Annotated in this window: 17 protein-coding genes and 2 pseudogenes; 16 read left to right on the top strand and 3 right to left on the bottom strand. The window is 52.7% G+C overall.

Features of this window, described 5'->3' with window-relative positions:
- The first annotated feature begins 69 nt into the window (after window positions 1-69).
- The 16 genes and pseudogenes from DW085_RS14710 (at window position 70) to DW085_RS14785 (ending at window position 17547) form a co-directional block, all read left to right on the top strand.
- Window positions 70-2364, top strand: a complete 2295-nt coding sequence (locus DW085_RS14710; RefSeq protein WP_182430893.1) for a pyridine nucleotide-disulfide oxidoreductase/dicluster-binding protein — start codon at window positions 70-72, stop codon at window positions 2362-2364.
- A 5-nt stretch (window positions 2365-2369) separates the two neighbouring features.
- Window positions 2370-2606, top strand: a complete 237-nt coding sequence (locus tag DW085_RS14715) for a DVU_1557 family redox protein (RefSeq protein ID WP_022360474.1) — start codon at window positions 2370-2372, stop codon at window positions 2604-2606.
- 162 nt (window positions 2607-2768) lie between these two features.
- Window positions 2769-4304 carry a radical SAM (seleno)protein TrsS gene (gene trsS / locus DW085_RS14720; protein ID WP_118493363.1) on the top strand — a complete coding sequence of 512 codons (1536 nt, stop codon included), beginning with the start codon at window positions 2769-2771 and terminating at the stop codon, window positions 4302-4304.
- A gap of 29 nt (window positions 4305-4333) precedes the next feature.
- Window positions 4334-6223: a DVU_1553 family AMP-dependent CoA ligase gene (locus DW085_RS14725; RefSeq protein WP_118493364.1), complete on the top strand. Its 1890-nt coding sequence runs from the start codon at window positions 4334-4336 to the stop codon at window positions 6221-6223.
- A 139-nt stretch (window positions 6224-6362) separates the two neighbouring features.
- On the top strand, window positions 6363-6764 hold the full coding sequence (locus DW085_RS14730) for a NifB/NifX family molybdenum-iron cluster-binding protein (RefSeq protein ID WP_022360477.1): 402 nt from the start codon (window positions 6363-6365) through the stop codon (window positions 6762-6764).
- An 11-nt stretch (window positions 6765-6775) separates the two neighbouring features.
- A complete protein-coding gene (locus DW085_RS14735) occupies window positions 6776-8461 on the top strand; it encodes a DVU_1551 family NTP transferase (protein WP_118493366.1) in 1686 nt (561 codons plus the stop codon).
- Between the two features lie 21 nt (window positions 8462-8482).
- Window positions 8483-9501: pseudogene (locus tag DW085_RS14740) on the top strand (molybdopterin-binding protein).
- Window positions 9502-9570: 69 nt separating this feature from the next.
- On the top strand, window positions 9571-10647 hold the full coding sequence (locus DW085_RS14745) for an XdhC/CoxI family protein (RefSeq protein WP_182426660.1): 1077 nt from the start codon (window positions 9571-9573) through the stop codon (window positions 10645-10647).
- Window positions 10648-11037: 390 nt separating this feature from the next.
- Window positions 11038-11898 (top strand): molybdate ABC transporter substrate-binding protein, encoded by an 861-nt coding sequence (gene modA, locus DW085_RS14750; RefSeq protein WP_118468947.1) that lies wholly within the window; start codon window positions 11038-11040, stop codon window positions 11896-11898.
- 263 nt (window positions 11899-12161) lie between these two features.
- The gene (gene modB, locus DW085_RS14755) at window positions 12162-12941 is read left to right on the top strand and encodes a molybdate ABC transporter permease subunit (protein ID WP_118493368.1); all 780 of its coding nucleotides are present in this window, start codon (window positions 12162-12164) and stop codon (window positions 12939-12941) included.
- Window positions 12938-14026 (top strand): sulfate/molybdate ABC transporter ATP-binding protein, encoded by a 1089-nt coding sequence (locus tag DW085_RS14760; RefSeq protein WP_118468943.1) that lies wholly within the window; start codon window positions 12938-12940, stop codon window positions 14024-14026. The genes modB and DW085_RS14760 overlap by 4 nt, the downstream gene beginning before the upstream one ends.
- 22 nt (window positions 14027-14048) lie before the next feature.
- Window positions 14049-15038, top strand: coding sequence for an NTP transferase domain-containing protein (locus tag DW085_RS14765; protein ID WP_182429784.1), 990 nt, complete (start codon window positions 14049-14051; stop codon window positions 15036-15038).
- Window positions 15013-15488: pseudogene (gene moaC, locus DW085_RS14770) on the top strand (cyclic pyranopterin monophosphate synthase MoaC). Before DW085_RS14765 ends, moaC begins: the two are co-directional and overlap by 26 nt.
- The gene (moaA, locus tag DW085_RS14775) at window positions 15485-16465 is read left to right on the top strand and encodes a GTP 3',8-cyclase MoaA (protein ID WP_118493371.1); all 981 of its coding nucleotides are present in this window, start codon (window positions 15485-15487) and stop codon (window positions 16463-16465) included. Before moaC ends, moaA begins: the two are co-directional and overlap by 4 nt.
- Before the next feature lie 126 nt (window positions 16466-16591).
- Window positions 16592-17029 (top strand): MOSC domain-containing protein, encoded by a 438-nt coding sequence (locus DW085_RS14780; RefSeq protein WP_022360487.1) that lies wholly within the window; start codon window positions 16592-16594, stop codon window positions 17027-17029.
- Window positions 17030-17058: 29 nt separating this feature from the next.
- Entirely contained in the window at window positions 17059-17547 is a 489-nt protein-coding gene (locus DW085_RS14785) for a MogA/MoaB family molybdenum cofactor biosynthesis protein (protein WP_117796574.1), read from the top strand.
- 176 nt (window positions 17548-17723) lie between these two features.
- Here DW085_RS14785 and DW085_RS14790 read toward each other — a convergent pair whose 3' ends face one another.
- Genes DW085_RS14790 through DW085_RS14800 form a run of 3 tightly spaced genes read right to left on the bottom strand, consistent with a single transcriptional unit; the run spans window position 17724 to window position 20734 of the window.
- Window positions 17724-18425, bottom strand: a complete 702-nt coding sequence (locus DW085_RS14790) for a response regulator transcription factor (RefSeq protein ID WP_022360489.1) — start codon at window positions 18423-18425, stop codon at window positions 17724-17726.
- Complete coding sequence (locus DW085_RS14795; protein WP_243015363.1) at window positions 18418-20400, bottom strand: DUF4118 domain-containing protein; 1983 nt, start codon at window positions 20398-20400, stop codon at window positions 18418-18420. Before DW085_RS14795 ends, DW085_RS14790 begins: the two co-directional genes overlap by 8 nt.
- Window positions 20401-20449: 49 nt before the next feature.
- Complete coding sequence (locus DW085_RS14800) at window positions 20450-20734, bottom strand: hypothetical protein (RefSeq protein ID WP_147353584.1); 285 nt, start codon at window positions 20732-20734, stop codon at window positions 20450-20452.
- Window positions 20735-20743: the final 9 nt, after the last annotated feature.

Raw genomic sequence — 20743 nt, forward strand, 5'->3', positions numbered from 1 at the left:
TTCCGTTACTGGGCACGTATGCGTGAACAGTAACGATAAATGCAGGAGAAAAGAAGGGAGGTCCGCCCTGTGAGCTATTTGGAAGATTTTGAGAAGACGCTGGCGGAGAAATGCCATCAGAACGAGCCGCCGTTCTGCCAGGCAGCCTGTCCGTTCCGGCTGGATATCAAGGGGCTGGAAGAAAAGTGGAAAAAGGGACGTTTCAACGCGGCGTACCGGACCTATCAGAATACGGTGGGATTTCCGGATATTGTGTCGAAGCTGTGCAGCCATCCGTGCGAGAAGGCATGTCTGCGTGCGAAGCTGGACGGGGGGATCGCGATGGGGCTTTTAGAGCGGGCGACTGTCGAGTACGCGAAGCGGAAGGCACCGAATGCGTATAACCTGCCGTCGAAAGGAAAAAAGATCGCGATCGTCGGAGGCGGTCTTTCGGGGCTTGGCTGTGCACTGCGTCTCTGCAATAAAAAGTACGAGGTAACGATTTATGAGCGGGAAATGGTTCTGGGCGGTCAGGCGAGAAACCAGATGGATCCGGCGGAATTTGATGCGGAGATCGAGGCACAGTTTCAGTTTGAGGAATTTTCACGCCATCTCAGTGAAACGGTAACGGATCTGGAGGCACTCCGGGCGGACTATGATGCCGTGTATGTGGCAACTGGGGCAGATGGCGCGGACTTTGGTCTGGAAATGGACCCGGACGGCGCATTTGCAACCCGGACACCGGGCGTTTTCATTGGAGGTTCCCTGACAGGCGGCGACAGCATGAAGGCGCTGGCAGATGGGCTGGCGGTTTCGCTTGCGATCGAACGGTATCTGAAAACGGGCGGTATGAATGAGCCATTTCGAAAGGAAGGGACACTTTTAAAGCTTCAAACGAATGGGATCGAGCGTGCCGATCGGGTGGTTCCGGCAAACGGGGAATCGTATACGGAGGAAGAGGCGATGCAGGAGATCACGCGCTGCCAGAAGTGTTCGTGTGATGCCTGTATGCGTGCCTGTGATCTGATGCGCCTGCATGAGAAAACACCGCGCCGTTTGTATGAAGAGGTTTACATAACAATCCATCCCGGTACGTTATCGCGCGATGGTACGTGGGCGACCAGACTGATCAGCACCTGCGACCACTGCGGGCTTTGCAAGGAAGTCTGTCCGCAGCATATCGATTTCAGCCAGTTTCTGCTTGACAGTATGCGGGCAATGCAAAAAAAAGGCGCGATGCCGTGGCCATTCCACGATTTCTGGCTGCGCGACATGGCGTATGCCTCCGGAAAAGCGGGGCTTACGCGGAAACCGGAGAATGTTAAACAGAGTTCCTATGCATTCTTTCCGGGATGCCAGCTCGCCGGTTCGGATCCGCGCTATGTGACGCGGACGTATGAGTGGCTGCGTTCCAAAAAGCCAGATGCGGCGATCTGGATGACCTGCTGCGGTGCGCCTGCCGAGTGGGCAGGCGAAGTGGACATCCACGCGGCACATCTGGAGGAAATGCGGCGGCAGTGGAGAGAGCTTGGCGAACCGACAGTGGTTTTAGCATGCCCGAACTGCCGGAAGATGTTTGAAGAATACCTGCCGGAGCTTCCGGTTGTCTTTCTGGCGGAAGTGATGGAAGAGTGGGGCGTGGAGAAAGATGCTGCTTTGGAACCGGACAATGCTGAAAAGGGTGAAATGGAAGCAGGAAGTACCCAGCAAGCGCAGCCGTATGCCTTGTTTGATCCCTGCGCCAGCCGCTATTACCCGGAATTGCAGGAGAGTGTACGCCATCTGGCGGATGCGGCGGGGATTACGTGGGAAAATCTGCCGTATGACGGGAAAAAGGCGCGCTGCTGCGGATACGGCGGGCATATCGGGATTGCTTCTCCGAGCCACACAAGCTATATGACAACTTCCCGTGCAAAAGAGGAGGAACTGCCGTATGTGACCTACTGCGTCAACTGCCGGGAGTCCTTTGCCGGACAGGGCAAGGAGGCGGTTCATATCCTCGATCTGTTGTTTGGGTTAAATGGCGCGGGGCGCCCGGCGGCGACGGTGACGGAGCGCTGGCACAACCGCCTGGCGGCGAAACGGGAACTGCTTAAGACGTACTGGAATGAGACGATCGAAGAGGAAACACATATGAAATTAGAAGTTGAGAAGGAGCTGGAACGCAAATTGTCAGCGGGTCAGATTTTGATCGAAGATATGGAGCAGGTCATTGAACACTGTGAGCGGGAAGACCGCGGTATTATCGACCCGGAGACGGGACATCGGATCGGGCATCTGAAGATCCAGCATATGACCTACTGGGCAGAGTACGAGGTGCTGCCGGACGGCGGTTATAAGCTCTGGAATGGCTACAGCCACCGCATGAATCTGGAAGGAGAGTGATGAGTATGCCGACGATCGATGGAGGCGGAAGAGATCAGCGGATCAAAGAGGCGTTGGAGAAAAAAGTCATCTGCCGCCGGTGTCAGGTGGAGATGGTGCCGAAATCCACATTTTTTGACTATCTGGGGCACAATTTCCACACCGAGATCCTGTGCTGCCCGAAGTGCGGCGAGGTATATCTGCCGGAAGCGCTGGTAAAAGGGCGTATGGCGGATGTGGAGAGAGAGCTGGAAGATAAGTAGATATAAGTATGATTCATGAGAGATGCTTTTGGATCTGAAAAGGATAGGTGAGACAGGCTGGCTGCGGGGATTTGCCATGTGTGAACATGAGAACACAGCCCATCTGCGGCTGGCTTCATCATGGGAGAATTGCAATGAATTGAGATAAGGGGATGAAGGACGATGGTAATGAACTTACAGGACAGAGCCCTCCTGCCAGAAGAAATGCGCCATACATACAGTGTCTGTCCGGTCTGTTTAAAACGCATTCCGGCAAAGCGGGAAGAGCGGGACGGGCAGATATATCTGGTAAAAACCTGCCCGGATCACGGGACATTTTCCAGTATAATCTGGAGAAATAAGCGCAAGTTTGCCGACTGGCGCGGGGAACGTCCGGCGGTGGGAGAAAATGAAAATCTAAATTGCCCGGCGGGCTGCGGTTTGTGTGCGGAGCACAGACGCGCCACCTGCTGTACCTTGCTGGAGATCACAGCGCGGTGCAATATGAACTGTACCTTCTGTTTTGCGGAGCCGGACGGGACCAAGGATCCGTCCTTAGACATGGTAAAACGCTGGATCGACGACCTGACGGATCCGGGAAAGACACTTTTGCAGCTTTCCGGCGGGGAACCGACAGTGCGGGACGACCTGCCGGAGATCGTGGCGTATGCGAAGCAGGCGGGCTGTAAATATGTGCAGTTAAACAGCAACGGTCTGCGCCTGGCGGAGGACGAAGCATTTGTAAAGCGTCTGGCGGATGCGGGACTTTCGTTTGTATTTATGCAGTTTGACGGCGTGGACGATGCCGTATATGAAAAACTGCGGCGCCGCCCGATGCTGGAAGTGAAAAAACGGGCGATCGAGCAGTGCGGCCGGTATGGAATCGGCGTGACGCTTGTTCCGGTCATTGTTCCGGGCGTCAATACGGAGCAGATCGGGGACATCATCCGGTTTGCCATTCAGCGGTCGCCGTATGTGCGCGGCGTGCATTTCCAGCCGGTCAGCTATTTTGGACGTATCCCGGAGCTTCCGGCGGATGATGACCGCTATACGCTGGATGAGCTTCTGGAGGCGGTTGTCAGCCAGAGCGGCGGGCTTATCAAAGAGGAACAGATCGCGCCATCCTGCTGCGATCACCCGATGTGTGGGTTCCACGGGGATTTCATCGTGATGCCTGGGGATAAATTGATGCCGCTGACAAATTATAGTGGAAAAACCGAGACAGAACCGGAGGGCGAAGGCTGCTGCTGCGGTCCGGATCCGGCGGAGAAGAACCGTGAATTTGTCGGACGGCGCTGGGAACGGCGCGATCTGGAAGAGACGTGCTGTTGTGGAGAAAGTCAGCCGGAAAAAGAAAGCTGCTGCTGTGGCGGAACCCAGCCAGAACCAGAAAGCTGCTGCTGTGGCGGAACTCAGCCCGAACCAGAAAGCTGCTGCTGTGGCGAAACTCAACCAGAACCAGGAAACTGCGGTTGTGGCGGAACTCAGCCCGAACCAGAATCCTGCTGCTGTGGAGAGAAGTCGGTTGACATAACAAATATGGAGGACTTCTTAAAGCGTGCAAAAAGCCACGGCTTCACGATCACATCCATGGTGTTTCAGGATGCCGGAAATCTCGATATCGAGCGCCTGCGCCAGTGCAGCCTGCATGTGTATAAAGATGGGAAGAAGATTCCGTTCTGTGCATACTACTTGTCTCCGATGGAAAGAGGCAGATAATAGAAGCGCAGAAAGGAGAGGTGCAAAAAATGGATACAAATGAGAGCAGTCTCTGCCGGCCGGGCGGATTTGCGCTGACGAGGCAGATGTTCCAGTTTGCGGGAATTGAGATACCGGAGGCGGGAGCGGCAGAGACGGAGTCTACAGATCCTGCAGTGCCGTTTCGCGTCATCGACATCGGCTGCGGAACCGGCGGCACGATGCGATGGCTTTCTGAGCATTTCCCGGGCTGGCAGATTTCCGGATTGGATAAGAATCCGGATGTGCATGAACCTGGCTGGATAGAGACTGGATGTGCGGAGAAACTGCCATATCCAGATCAGACGGCAGATATCATTCTGATGGAATGCAGTTGTTCCAAAGCTGCGGAACCGGCGGCGGCGCTCCAGGAGGCGTACCGGGTGTTAAAGCCGGAGGGATGGCTTTTGATGAGCGATATGTATGCCCGGAAAAAAGAGCTTTTCTTAGACGGGATGCTGGGACGGCTGGAGTCCGCTAAAACAATCCGTGACCGGATAGCGGGTGCGGGTTTTGCACTTGCAAATATGCAGGATGTGTCTGGGACACTGGCGGAGTGGATTGGGCAGCAGATCTTTGATGGAAATCTGGAATCCGTCTGCGCGGCGCTGGGGGCGGAACGGAAGATTTTAAAAGAAGCGGGCTGCGGTTATTTTATTGCAGCGGCGCAGCCGTCCGGGTTATGGCGGACACTTTCGTATGTAAAGGAGAAAAGCCCATTTTATCAGAAGAAATTTACATCCGTCTGGGGACAGCTTGGGGAAATGGCAGGTTCCGATGTACGGCTTGCGCCGGATTCGTTTTCATGGGAGGATTTCCGGACACTGCCCCTCACAACCCCGGAGGAACTGAAAGCGGAGCCGGAAACATTTTTATGTGTTCCAGCTAAGGAGATCGCGCGGATCATCACGCTGAAAACCTCCGGCAGTACAGGGGCGCCGAAGCGCCTGTTTTTTACCGAAGACGATCTGATGCAGACGGCGGATTTCTTTGAAACGGGGATGCAGTACATGATAAAGCCGGGCGATCGGGTCACGGTTTATATGGAAGGCCCGGGATTTTTTTCGATTGGAGGACTTTTAAAAGAAGGATTGGGGCGCATTCAGGTGGAGACAAAGGTTCACGGACTGATTCACGATATGGAAGCGGCAGCGCGGGACGGCGAGGGGGCAGACTGCCTGATCGGTGTTCCAAGCCAGATGTATGCGCTGGCAGCCCATGCGCCGGGACTTGGCCCGAAAACAGTACTTTTAAGTGCTGATTATGTGCCGGTCAGCGTGCAGCGTTTTTTGGAAAAAACATGGAACTGCCGGGTCTTTACGCACTGGGGTATGACGGAAACTGGTTACGGCGGCGGTGTGCAGTGCGGGGCGCGCGGGGGTTACCATCTGCGGGATCGGGATCTTTTGATTGAAATTCTGGATCCGGATACGGGACAGCCGGTGCCGGAAGGGCAATACGGCGAGCTGGTTCTGACAACGCTTCGGCGGCGGGGAATGCCGCTTGTGCGCTACCGGACCGGCGATCTGGGGCGGATGATTGCAGAACCGTGTGCCTGCGGATGTTTAAAGCCAAGACTTGATAAGGTTGAGGGACGGCTGGATGACAGTGTCCGGCTGTCCGGCGGCAAGGTGCTTTCCATGCACATATTAGATGAGCTTTTATTTGCCCTGGATGAGGTGGAAGATTTTCAGGCATCTTACAATGCGGCGCAGAAGCATCTGACGGTGGCTGTTATGAAGAAAGCGGGTTATGCAGATGCGGTAGGAAGCAGAGTGAAAAATGTCAAAGCAGCATTAACGGAATACTTTGGGAACTGCCTGACCGTTTCTGTGATAGAAAAAGAAATTTCCCCCTATATCGGTTCGGGAAAGAGGCGGCTAATCATCGAGGAAAAATAAAAGCAGGCAAAAATTGAACGGCAAAATTCAATATCATGAAAAACTTGACGATGAGTTTTGATTGCAGTATCATAAAATTAAAAATAATTGAGAAATTTTGAAAAAAATCAGCAAAATTTGACAAGAACAAGGAGAAAAAATGAACATAGCAATTGCATCAGAGACAGAGGAGATCGACGGACTGGTACCGGCGACTTTTAAGGAGAGTCCGTTTTTGATGATTATTGACGCGGACAAGAACCAGATTTTCCATGTCTATGGAAAACAGGATCCGGACAACCTGGTATTTGCAAAGAAGGTGGTAGAACATGACTGTGAGGCAGTCATCTGCGGACCGATCGAGAAAGAACCGTTTGAGATACTGGTAAAGGCGGGCGTGACCCGTTATCTGGGAAGCGGGCATACGGTTCAGAAGGCGTATAGCTATATGAACCGTTATAAACTGGAGCTGATCCGCGACTACATCGGCGGACCGGGGCCATTTGGACACAGCCATGATTTCAGCTGCGAGTGTGGGGAAGAAGAGGAGCATGAGCACTAGGAAAGGACAGAATGCGGACGATTTATTTGATCCGGCATGGAAAGCCGGAATTTCCAGATGAACAGAAATACTGCATCGGACGGACAGATTTGCTGCTTTCAGAAGAAGGCCGGACACAGATCCAGGCGCTGGGGGAGACATTTGCGGGACGCAGAATTGAAAAAATTTATACCAGCCCGTTAAAGCGCTGCCGGGAGTCAGCCGCGATCCTGCAGGAAGTGATTGACAGAAGTATTCCGATTGAGGTCGTAGATGGTCTGGCGGAGATTGACATGGGGGAATGGGATGGTCATTCCTTCGATGAAATCCGGGAACAGTTTCCGGCGGAGTATGTGGCACGAGGGGCAGATATGTACGATTTCCGGCCGCCGCAGGGAGAGAGCTTTGCGGACTGTGCAAGGCGCGCAAAGACAACCTGGAATGAACTCCGGATGAAGAGCCGGGGGGATATTCTGGTGATCGGGCACGCGGGCTGGTTCCGGACATTGATCTGCGGCTGGGAGAAGCGGAAAAAGGCAGAAATTCTGCAGATTCCCTTTGGCTACGGACAGGTGTATGAAAAAAAGGATTTTGTATTTGATGCTCTGATCTCGGCGGCGGGGCGATCCTCGCGGATGGGGGATTTCAAACCGCTCATGAAGCTTGGCACTCAGACGGTCCTGGAACGTGAGATACAGACGCTGAGGGCGTGCGGTGTACATGAAATCACGATCATTACCGGACGCCGGGCGGAAGATATACGCGCGGCGGCTGTGGGAACGGGAATCCATTTCATCCACAATCCGGCGTATGCGGAGACGAAAATGTTTGATTCCGTCTGTCTGGGGCTTTCCTATTATAAGGAAAAGCGGAAAACGGCAGGAAAAGAGACGCTGGATGGCATTTTCTTTTTCCCGGTGGATGTGCCACTGTTTACGCCATTTACGCTGGAATATGAAAAATACCGGTTCGCGGAGGGCGATGGGGATGTCTATCTCCCGGAATATGAGAAAACACCGGGGCATCCGCTTCTGATCCGTGCAGATGTGATCGAAAAACTGCTGCAGCATGACGGAACGATGGGGCTTAAAGGCGCCTGTGAACAGCCGGAAATCCGCCGGATTCCCCTGGATGTGCCGGATCCGGGCTGTGCGTTTGATGCGGATACACAGGAAGAGTTTCAGAAATTGCGTGATTGGGAGAGAAAACGTCCTATCCCGGACAGAGAGGAGTGTGAACGTCTGCTTGCATGGTTTCACACGCCGGAGGCGACGGTGCGCCATAGCCGGGCGGTTGCGGAGCTGGCCGTGGAATTGGCAGATAGAGTTCTAAAGCATAGGTCGGAAACGTGTGTGGAGATGACATACAAAAGTCCTCCAATCGATAAACACAAAATCTACGCGGCGGCGCTTCTTCATGACATCGCCAAAGCATACCCCGAACATCCAGAGACAGGGGCGGGATGGCTGCGGCTTCTGGGACATACCGGGATCGCGGATATTGTTGCGGATCATATGGATCTGCCGGAAGAAAAGCTGGGATATCTGAACGAAAGCCTGATCGTGTACCTGGCGGACAAGCAGGTACAGGGAGAACGGCGTGTAACGATCGAAGAACGGTTTGCGGCAAAACGGGAGAAATTTAAGGATAATCCGGAGGCGCTGGCGGGTGTGGAACGGCGGTATCAGCTGGCAAAGCGTGCGGAGGCATTACTGTAAAAAGGAAAAGAGGAAAATCATATGAAATTAATGAAAACAACCGAGGCAGTCGGACAGGTACTCTGCCATGACATGACGCAGATTATTCCGGACGTGACGAAGGACGCCGTATTCCGCAAGGGACATATCGTGCGTGAGGAGGACATCCCGGTACTGCTTTCGATTGGAAAAGATCATATTTATGTCTGGGAAAAGGACGATACAAAATATCATGAGGATGAGGCGGCGGACATTCTGCGCGGCATCTGCCAGAATGAGTATATGCGTGCAACCGATCCGAAGGAAGGCAAGATTGAGCTGATTGCGGAGTCGGACGGTCTGTTTCAGGTCGATGAAGAACGCCTCTTAAAGGTCAACAGCCTGCCGGAGATGATGATCGCGACCCGCCGGACGAATTTCCCGGTAAAAAAAGGTGATAAGTTAGCCGGAACCCGTGTGATCCCGCTGGTAATTGAAAAAGAAAAAATGAAAGAGGCGAAGAAGGTAGCGGGTTCAGAGCCGCTGTTAAAGCTGCTTCCGTATAAAAATAAGAAAGCAGGCATTGTGACGACCGGAAATGAAGTGTTCTATGGACGGATTGAGGATAAATTTGGCCCGGTCATCCGGGAAAAGCTTCAGGAATTTGGTGTGGAAGTTCTGGGACAGAAGATTATAGGGGACAATCCGGATAAAATCACGGAGGCAATCCAGGAATGGCTGGATCAGGCGCCGATTTTGTTGTCTGTACCGGCGGCATGAGCGTCGATCCGGATGATACGACACCGAGCGCGATCAAGCAGACCGGAGCGGAGGTTGTCTCCTACGGCGCGCCGGTACTTCCGGGAGCGATGTTCTTGTTGGCATATACGAAGGACGGAAAGCCGATCATGGGACTTCCGGGCTGCGTGATGTATGCGAAGAGGACCATCTTTGATCTGGTGCTGCCGCGTGTGATGGCAGATGTGCCAGTGACAAAAGCGGATCTGGCGAAAATGGGCGCAGGTGGTCTGTGCTTAAATTGTCCAACCTGTATTTTCCCGAACTGCGGTTTTGGTAAATAATCGAGCCAGAGAGAGGCGATGAGGAAGCAACCGCGATGGCACAACTGCGAAATGAGAAATGGATGGCTCATGCAGTATAAAAGAGAGGAAGTGCGTGATATGAATCTGTATGGGGAGATTCTGAAAAAACTGGAAGGGACGCCGTGTCTGGCGCTCGAGAGAAGCTTTGTGGGAGAAGAGGGAAATCTCACAGATATGCGCTGTGAACTGAAAGAAGGCGCAGAGGCGTCGGAGATTGGAAAAGAAGCCCTGACACAGGGGCAGCCGGTCTGTGGGCGCGCCGGAAGCAGTTGGAATGTGGCGGAACCATTTTTCCCGAAAGAGCGCCTGATTATTCTCGGAGGCGGCCATGTGGCTCTTCCAGTGGCAGAATTTGGCGCGCGCGTCGGATTCCTGGTAACTGTGGTGGACGACCGCCTTTCCTTCGCGAATCCGGGACGATTCCCGATGGCAGAGAAGGTGATTTGTGATGACTTTGGGCATGCGATCAAAGAACTCAAGATTCAGGAGAGCGACTATATCTGTATCGTTACGCGCGGACACCGCCACGATGCGGACTGCCTGCGGATGATTGGAAAAGGAAAAGAACCGGCGTATCTCGGCATGATTGGTTCGAGACGCCGCGTCGGTATCGTGAAACAGGAGCTTCTGGAAGAAGGTTACGATCCAGAGCGGATGAGCCGTTTAAAGAGCCCGATCGGTTTAAAGATCGGCGGTGTGACACCGGAGGAGATCGCGATCTCGATTCTGGCGGAGATCATACAGGTAAAGCGCATGGATCGGGAAGACAAACGTGTGAAAAACCGTTCCGATCTGGATTTTGATGTGCTGAAACGCCTGGCAGAGGAGCCGGATGAGCCGAAAGCAGTGGTCACGGTGATTGAATCAAAGGGTTCCTCCCCGCGCGGGGCAGGCGCGAAGATGATTGTCTACCGGGACGGACGGATTCTCGGCAGCATCGGCGGCGGCTGCAGCGAGGCGGCCGTGCTGGGCGAGGCACGTTCTCTGATCGGAAGCGGCAGGTACAAAGTAGTTCATGTAGATCTGACCGGCGAGGCGGCGGAAGATGAAGGAATGGTCTGCGGCGGCATTATGGATGTGCTGGTGGAAGACTTTGCCACGGATCGGGAACCGTGTGACCGGTAAGGAAACCGAAGCACCGGTGTATTTGGATACAAAATTTCAAATAAATGAAAAATAAAAAGATAAAAATAAAATATATGAAAAATCATCATAATAATTTCACGAAAATAGACGGAAGGGTTTGGAAAGAACAACTGGAAAATTCATAAGAATAAAGGGAAAATGCAGAAAAAAGCCACGTTATTTTTTGGTGCACATAATGACCATGTGCATTCAATAAGAATCATTGTAAAGATTGACAAAAAAAGTGCCACGTGCTACTATTTGATTAGCAAATATCATTATAATTTTTCAAAAATAACGGAAGGGTAAAAACCACATTGCTATGGCGTAAGGAATCGAAACGAGGAGGATGCCGGAAACATGTGCGTGAAATGAGGGAGGAACCAAGATATGAGAAAAACGTGGGCACTTGTAATGGCAGCAGCGATGGCGGCAGCATCCCTGACCGCATGTTCATCCAGCAAACCGGCTGAGACAGCAGCACCGGAAACGGAGGCAGAGGCAGCTGAGACAGAAGAGACCGAAGCAGAAGCAGAGGCAACCGGCGATCAGCAGGAGATTCTGGTAGCGGCAGCAGCCAGCCTTCAGTACGTTATGGAAGACAAGATTCAGCCGGCATTTGAGAAAGAGAATCCGGACATCAAGCTGAGTTTTACCTTTGACAGTTCAGGAAAGCTGCAGACCCAGATCGAAGAGGGCGCGGATGCAGACGTATTCTTCTCCGCAGCGATGAAGCAGATGAACGCGCTGGAGGACGAGGGACTGGTTGATGCAGATTCTGTCGTAGAACTTCTGGAAAATAAGATCGCCCTGATCGTTCCAAAGGATTCCACACTGGGAATTACCGGTTTTGAGGATATCACAAAGGCAGAGAAGATTGCACTCGGCGATCCGGAGAGTGTTCCGGTTGGACAGTACGCCAAGGAAGCCTTTGAGAACCTGGGTATGTGGGATGATGTAGAGGCTAAGACAAGCTTTGGTACCAACGTAACCGAGGTTTTAAGCTGGGTAGCAGCCGGAAGCGCAGATGCAGGTATCGTATACCTGACCGATGCAACCACCAGCGATCAGTTTGACCAGGTAAAGGTTATCGGATATGCACCGGAAGGAAGCGTATCGAAGGTTATCTATCCGGTTGGTGTTGTAAGCGCAAGCACAAAGAAAGATGCAGCACAGAAGTTTGTAGATTATCTGGGAACCGATGATGCGCTCTCCTTCTTTGCGGAATATGGCTTCACAGCAAATAAATAAGCCGGGAGCGATGGCTGTCTGGGATATGCAGCCGACTGTGTGAACAGAAAACAGGATGGCGAAGGACAGACAGTGAACAACGTATGGAATAAAATCCGCCGCAGAATGCAGGGTCCGCTGAAAACCAGGTGTTCTGCGGCAGTTTTTATCTCAGTCGAGAAGACTCCCACCTCTTTAGGTGGCGAATAATAGCAAATTTGTCTCAGTGGGAGTTGGGTCTCACGGACGTTCGACTTGATTCATAGGAAAGGAGGGGAAGAAAGATGGACTGGTCTCCGATATGGATATCGATGAAAACAGCAACGCTGTCGATCATTATTACGTTTTTTCTGGGAGTCTGGATGGCGCGGCTGGTGGTATCGGCACGCTCTGAGAAAGTGAAAATGGTGCTGGACGGCATCCTGACGCTTCCGATGGTCCTGCCGCCGACGGTAGCAGGCTTCTTCCTGCTGATGATTTTCGGTGTAAAACGACCGCTCGGACAGCTGTTTCTGGAATTGTTTGGCGTCAAGATTGTATTTTCATGGGCGGCAACGGTGATCGCGGCGGTGGCGATCTCATTTCCGCTTATGTACCGGGCAGCGCGCGGCGCGTTTGAACAGGTCGATGTGACGTTTATCTATGCGGCTCGGACGCTGGGATTTTCTGAGAGCCGCATTTTCTGGAGGGTGATTCTGCCGTCGGCGATGCCGGGCGTCCTCAGCGGCGCGATCCTTGCCTTTGCGAGAGGAATGGGCGAGTTCGGTGCGACCGCGATGCTGGCGGGCAATATCGCCGGAAAGACGCAGACACTGCCGCTTGCCATCTATTCACAGGTGGCGGCTGGAAAAATGTCGATGGCATACCAGTATGTGTGGATCATCGTGGTGATTTCCTTCCTGGTCGTCGTGCTGATGAATGTGCTGTCGCGGCGGGATATGCGCGGAAGCAGCAATCATAAAAAGAAAGATAACAGTGTGGAAGCGGGCGGTCAGGATGCAAAGGTTTCGGTGGAACTGTTTGCGGACAGGGAAGCGGATGCACAGAAGGGAGGCGCGCGATGAGCCTGCAGGCGGCAATCAAAAAGAGATTTTCCGGCTTTTCGCTGGACGTATCGCTTAACACCGATGGCGGCGTCATGGGCATTCTCGGCGCCTCCGGAAGCGGCAAGAGCATGACGCTCAAGTGTATCGCCGGAATTGAGACGCCGGACGAAGGGCGGATCGTGTTAAACGGCAGGGTGCTCTTTGATTCGGAAAAGCGCATCAACCTGCCGCCGCAGAAGCGGAAAGTCGGTTATTTATTCCAAAATTATGCATTGTTTCCGAATATGACCGTAGAAACCAACATTGCAGCGGGGCTTTCGGGCAGCAAGGAGGAAAAACAGGAGGCAGTTGCCCGCATGATCCGTCTCTTTAAATTAGAAGGGCTTGAAAAAAGGTATCCGTCCCAGCTTTCCGGCGGACAGCAGCAGCGTGTGGCGCTGGCGCGCATTCTCGTCTATGAGCCGGATGTGATCATGCTGGATGAACCATTTTCGGCGCTTGATTATTATCTGAAGGAACAACTGCAGTTCCAGGTGCGCGAGGTACTCCGCGGGTACACGGGCGATGTGCTGATGGTTAGCCACAGCCGGGACGAGGTCTATCGGTTCTGCGAGAAGAGCATCATCTTAAACCGCGGACAGGTGGCGATGAAGGGAGAGACGCGGGCGATTTTTCAGAAACCGGAAAATGTCACTGCGGCACGCCTGACAGGCTGTAAAAACTTCAGCCGGATCCGGCGGATCGGCGAATATGAGGTGGAGGCGCTAGACTGGGGACTCACGTTTCAGACCGAAGAAGCAGTTGCCGCGGAGCATGCCTATATCGGCATCCGGGCGCATCAGTTTTATCCGGCGCGCGGCAGTGCGAATGAATTTACGTGCGAGTGGGGGGACACACTCTGCCAGCCATTTGAGTGGGATGTTTTGCTGCGTCCAGTGGAAAATGCAGGGGCAGCGGGTGACAAAGAAAATGCACTGGAACGCGAGGTGATCTGGTGGAAGGTAGACTATAAGCAGAGTGATTCACTAAACCAGTATCAGCGCGGAGACCGCGTCCGGCTGGGAATTGCACCGGGAGATATCATGCTTTTAAAAGAAGGTTAGAATGATAGAAAAGGGGATATGTATGGCAGACGGGAAAACAGGCGCGATCATCCTGGCGGCAGGGCGGTCGGCGCACATGGAAGAATTAAAGCCGATGCTCCGGATGGGGCAGACCACGATGATACAGAGGGAGATCGACACGATCCGGCAGGCGGGGATCTCGCCGATCGTCGTCGTGACCGGGTATCAGGCAGATGTGCTGGAACGTCATATTTCACACCGTGGGGCGGTCTGTATCCGAAACAAGCGGTATGAGACATCGCAGATGTACGGCTCAATCTGCATGGGACTGCGCCATATCCAGAAAAAAGCCGATCGGGTGCTGTTGTTCCCTGCCGACGTGCCGATGATCACGGCGGACACAATCGAGAAGATGGCGCAGGCGCCCGGAAGCATGGCAGTACCGGTCTGTCAGGGAAAAAAAGGACACCCGGTCATGCTGTCGAAGGAAGTGTTTGGACATATCTTAACGTACCGGGGTGGAAAAGGACTCCGCGGCGCAATGGATGCGTGGGGCGAAGGTGTCCGGGAGATCGAGGTTGAAGATCCGGGTGTTTTACTGGACACCAACACGAAAATGGACTACGAATCGCTGCTTGCCTACGAAAAAGACAGGCAGAAGCGCGGGGAGCTGGCATTTCGGGCGTCGATTTCGCTGAGCCGCGAGGAAGAATGCTTCAGCGCGCTGACGGCGGATTTTCTGGAGGCAGTTGCTGAGAGTGGTTCAATGCTCGGTGCCTGTCAGATCCGGGATATTTCTTACAGCAAGGGCTGGAAAATGCTCAAGATCGCGGAGGCGCAGCTGGGAATCCAGTTTTTAGAGCGCCAGACGGGCGGAAGCAAGGGCGGATTTTCTGTGCTGACGCCGGAGGGAAAGGTGTTTTTAGAAAAATTCCGCCGGATGGAAGCAGCAGTGCAGGCGGCAGCAGAAGCAGCGTTTGAGAAAATCTTTCTGGAGCCGGAAGAAGAGGAAAAGGAGGATACAGATGGAAGAGAAATTAACGCATTTTGATGAAAAGGGAAATGCGATCATGGTAGATGTAACGGAAAAGAAGATTACCAGCCGGACGGCGACGGCATCCGGCAAGATTCACGTCAATGAAGCTGTCATGAAGCGGTTCTGGAGGGAACGGTTGCCAAGGGCGATGTGCTGGGGGTGGCGCGTGTGGCGGGAATCATGGCGGTGAAGCAGACCGCACACCTGATCCCGATGTGCCACACACTTCTCATCACGAAATGCAGCGTGGATTTTGAGGTGAATGAAAAAGAGCTGACGATCAAGGCACTTTGTACTGCGAAGCTGGAAGGAAAGACCGGCGTCGAGATGGAGGCGCTGACCGGTGTCAGCGTGGCGCTTCTGACCATTTATGATATGTGCAAGGCGATCGACAAGCGGATGGAGATCGGAGAGATACATCTCGATGCAAAATCGGGAGGAAAGAGCGGGGAATTTGTGCGATGATAGACGGATACGGCAGAACGATCGACTACGTCAGGATCTCCGTGACCGACCGATGCAACCTGCGCTGTGTGTACTGTATGCCGGAGGAAGGCGTCTGCAGCATTTCACATGAAGAGATCCTGCGGTTTGGTGAGATCGAGAGGGTCTGTCAGATTCTGGCAGAGAACGGCATTCAGAAAATCAAGCTGACCGGAGGCGAACCGCTGGTGCGCCGGAGACTGCCGGAGTTAGCAGCAGCGTTAAAACAGATTCCGGGAATCAAGAGCCTGACGATCACGACGAACGGTGTTTTATTAGAAGAAATGTACGATGCGCTGGCGGACGCGGGGGTTGATTCAGTCACGATCAGCCTGGATACGCTGGATGCGTCGGTGTACCGGCAGCTCACACGCCGGGATGAGATCGAAGCGGTCAGACGCGGCCTTCGGACGGCGATCCAGAAAGGCAGGATGCAGATCAAGATAAATTGTGTGCCGGTGCTTGGGATCGAGGAGCAAAAGCTTTTAGAGGTGGCGGAACTGGCGAAAAACCATAACGTGCACGTGCGTTTCATCGAAATGATGCCGATCGGCATGGGAACGCAGTTTGCCTTTGTGAAAGAAGATGCGTTGAAGCATGCGCTGGAAGAGGCATTTGGAACCTTTACCCCGTGCGGGGACGTGGCAGGAAATGGCCCGTGCCATTATTTCGCAGTCCCTGGCTTTCAGGGGCGGATCGGTTTTATCAGCGCGGTCAGCCATAAATTCTGTTCCGAATGCAATCGGATCCGGCTGACCTCAGAAGGATTCTTAAAGACCTGTCTCCAGTATGACAATGGGGTAGAATTAAAGACCATTCTGCGCGGCGGCGGTACCGATGAAGACCTGCGCCGGGCGATCGGACAGGCGCTTGCGGAAAAGCCGAAGGGACATAATTTTGAGAAAAAGACGGAATTTACGGATCGGGAACACCGGGGAATGTCCCAGATAGGCGGATAAGCAGGGTGTTTGTGAGGATTATGGTTTCTGCGGTGAAAGTGTGAGCCGGCGGAATGTTACAAGTGAAATATCGTATATGAAATATGAAATCGGAAAATTTATGGATAAAGAAAAGGGGAAACAATCATGGGAAAAGTAATCGCAACGTGTACCAGTGAAATCAAAGGTGTTCAGAAGAAAAATGTCCATCAGGTCTGTCTTATCGAGGACTATGGAATCGAGGGTGACGCCCATGCGGGCAAATGGCACCGTCAGGTCAGCCTTCTTTCATATGACCGGATTCAGGAATTCCGCGCGCGTGGTGCGAAAGTCGAGGACGGCGCGTTCGGTGAAAATCTGGTCGTGGAAGGAATCGATTTCAAGACGCTCCCGATCGGGACAAAATTTAAATGCAACGACGTCGTGCTGGAATTGACACAGATCGGAAAAGAATGCCACCATGGATGCGCGATCTTCCAGGCGATGGGCGATTGTATCATGCCGCGGGAGGGCGTATTTACGAAGGTGCTGCACGGCGGCGTGATCAAAGAGGGAGATAATCTGGAGATTCTGGAAGAAGCGTAGGAAAGAGATCAAAGAGAGGTGGGAAAACAATGAGAGCAGCAATTATTACATCCAGTGACTCCGGGTACGCGGGAAAACGGGAGGACGTGAGTGGTCCGGTAATCGCAGAAATGGTGAGAGAGGCTGGTTATGAGGTGGTCTGGCAGAAGGTGCTGCCGGACGACCAGGCGATGTTGGAAGAGGCGATGAAGGAGATCTGCGATGAGGGAAAGGCCGATCTGCTCTTAACAACGGGCGGAACGGGATTTTCTCCGCGCGACGTTATGCCGGAGGCGACGCTGGCGGTCGCGGAACGGATGGTTCCGGGTATCCCGGAGGCGATGCGGGCATACAGCTTACAATTTACAAAGCGGACGATGTTAAGCCGAGCGGCAAGTGGGATCCGTAAACGCACGCTGATCGTCAACCTGCCGGGTAGTCCGAAGGCAGTGCGGGAGTGTCTGGAGTACATTCTGCCGCAGCTGGATCATGGATTAAAAATCCTTTTGGGGCTTGATGGGGAGTGTGCTAGAAAGTAGGGAAAGCAGCAAAAACGAAGATGGAAAAACAGATATAATATATAAGACGATGTATGCTAATAGCGAGGACTTTCAAGTCCTCGCTATTTCAACGATGGTCAGCTTATTTGGGGCAGAATGGAATGACCACAAGAAATCTACTCCATTCAGTCATGAATGTTCAGTTCAGGAATTACTTACTCGATGCGGAGCATCCGATAGCCGATTCCGATGTGTGTTTGTATGTATTGCTGCCCGTCTTTTCCGCGTTCCAGCTTTTTGCGCAGGGTCGCCATGAACACCCGCAGAGAAGCGATATCGTTTTCCCAACTGCTGCCCCAAATCTGCTGCGTGATATAGGTGTGTGTCAGAACCTTACCAACATTTTTGGAGAGCAGGCACAGCAGCTTGTATTCGATGGGTGTCAGGTGCAGCTCTGTGCCGTCAAGATATGCGCAGCCTGCCGCATAGTCGATTTTCAGCGCACCATTCGTAAAAATCGGAGAATCCTGCACGGAGTCTGTTTTCATCATCGACAGTCTCCGCTGCGTCACCCGCAGTCGTGCCAACAGTTCGTCCACGGAAAAAGGCTTGGTTAGATAATCATCCGCCCCAGCATCCAGTGCCCCGATTTTATCGGAATCCTCTGTTCTGGCGCTGATCACAATGATCGGCATATTCGACCACGACCGGATTTTTTGGATGACTTCTACGCCGTCCATATCCGGCAGCCCCAGATCAAGCAGTACAATGTCCGGGTTGTGAGACAGCGCTTCCATCACGGCACTTGCGCCGTTTTGCGCCGAAAGATACCTATATTCGTGAGTTTTTAGTGTCATCGTTATTAAATTTCGCACCGGGGTATCATCTTCTACAACGAGGATGAGCGGCTTATTCATTTAAGTTCACCTCACTAAGTGGTATTGTAAAGGAAAAGATGCAGCCATGCGGCGAATTGTCTTTCAACGTCATTTCACCATGATGTGCATGGACAATAGTTTGACAGAGCGTAAGTCCAAGTCCAAGACTTCGGCGGCTGTCGCCAATTGGATTGCCCCCAGTAAAGAACATTTCAAAAACACGTTCCTTCAGTTCATTCGGAATACCGGGACCGTTATCGCTGACACATATTTCAGCCATATTTTCTCGCGGGATTGCCGTGATCCGGATGTTCGAGCCAACTGGAGTATATTTGACTGCGTTATTCACCAGATTGATGAGCACCTGCATGATGAGTCCTGCGTCCATCCGTGCCAGCAACAGTACGTCTCCGCAATCTACTGCGATGTGATGTTCTGCCGCTCTTCGGTCAATATGCCTGAGTGCTTCCGATATGATGTCATCCACGACCTGATCAGAAAGGTGCAGCTTTACGCTGCCGTCTACAATTTTCGTAATGGAAAGCAAGTTCTCAACCAGCCCCGTCAGCCATTGTGCATCGTCATAAATGTCCGTAAAAATCTGTTTCCGTGTCTGCTCATCCAACACGTCATAGCTGTGCAGCAGCGTATCTGCGTTGCCGGAAATCGAGGTCAGTGGTGTCCTGAGATCATGAGAAATCGAACGCAAAAGATTGGCGCGAAGCTGTTCGTTCTTTGCAAGAACGGCAGCTTCTTCCTTTTCTCTGGCATTTCGCAGGTTATCCAGCGCCAGAGAGCACTCGCCGAGGATGGAGAACAGAACGCTGGATGTAAATGCGTCAGGCTGCGTTTGCTTTTCCATCGGAATCCCGACAACACCGTAAATCTGCTGCCCGGTACGGATGGCAAGATACAGCCGTTTTGCTTTTGGAAAGTTTTGCGTCGTTGCTCCGGCGCGCTTGCGGTTTTGCCAGACCCATTGAACCACGTTCTGTTCCCGGTCGGTATCTGGGATGCTGTATGGACTACTTCCGTCAGCCGGATAAATGTTCCCATCCAGCAGAGCGTTGCCCTGTGCCGGGTAAATCAGAACGTCTCGCTGCATGAGCTTTTGTATCTGCGTCGCGGTCATCCGATAGACCTCCTCCGGCGTTTCCGCTTTTTGGAGCTGTCTGTTCATATCAAAAAGGAGCTTCGTGCGATAAGCGTCCCGTGCGGATAGCTGTGCGTGGGCTTTGAGCTTGGCCGCAAGTGTACTTGTCAAAAGTGCAGCCGCGAACATGACGGCAAAGGTTATCGGGTATTTGCTGCCATAGGCTGCCAAAGACAGCCGGGGTTCCGTCAGAAAATAATTGAACAGGAGGACACTCAAAAAAGCGGACAGCACACCGCAGGTATATCCGCTGGTAAAAGTGGAAGTCAGAAGCACACCCAGCAGGTAAACCATGATGATATTGTCATTTGCAAAGCTGAGCCGCAGAAAGATCCATCCGATGACCGTCGTAACTGCCAGAATTCCGATGGTCAGAAGTAGTTCCCGGGCGGTCGGAAACGCCGGGCGGATAGTAAGCGGCTGATTTCTGCGGCAGTTCTTATAGGCTTCCACATCCGGAATAATATAAATATCTACCTCTGGTGCAAGCGTAATGAGCTGTTCTGTCAGCGTCGATTCGCTCCAGAAATGCCGCCGCTGTACGCCGCTTCGCCCAATCACAATTTTGGTCACATCAGAGAGCCGCACATATTCCGCGATCTGTGTCGCCACATCTTCACCATGCGTTGTGACAATTTCTGCGCCAAGCTGCTGCCCCAGACGCATATTCGCCTGCAAACGGACGGTATCTTCCGCGTTCATATCAGCGTCTCCGGGGGTCTGCACGTAAAGTGCGGTAAGACTGGCGCAAAATGCCTGTGCCATTTTCCCTGCCATTCGTACAATGCGTTCATTGGATGGAGACGAGGACAGGCACACAAGAATATGCTCTTTTGGCATTTCGCTTCCTTTATTCTGCACATTTTCACCCCCTCTTAAACAATATTATAGCACCAAAATGTGGAGGTTTCTACTGCGCCCAATCGGATTCGTTGTCCGGAAAAGAAATTTGCTCTGAATCATAGATCACGATTTCTACATGGGCATGACTATTGCGAAATCGGGAAAACGTTTCCTCAAGTTCGTCAGGAGAAATATTTCCGACCAGATGCACGCACGGTTCAGCCTGCTGTTGTTCGGATGATTCTTTGATGTGCTTCTGATTTTCGTCCAGAAAGCGATCCAGCCGTTTCATCAAAAACCAGCCGAACAGGAACATTAGCGCCGTCCCAGCGATCAAAACGCTATCTTCCATATACCCTCA

Origin of the sequence: Clostridium sp. AF50-3, from assembly GCF_003477445.1 — a bacterium.
In the GTDB taxonomy this organism is placed as follows: Bacteria; Bacillota; Clostridia; order Lachnospirales; family Lachnospiraceae; genus Otoolea; species Otoolea fessa.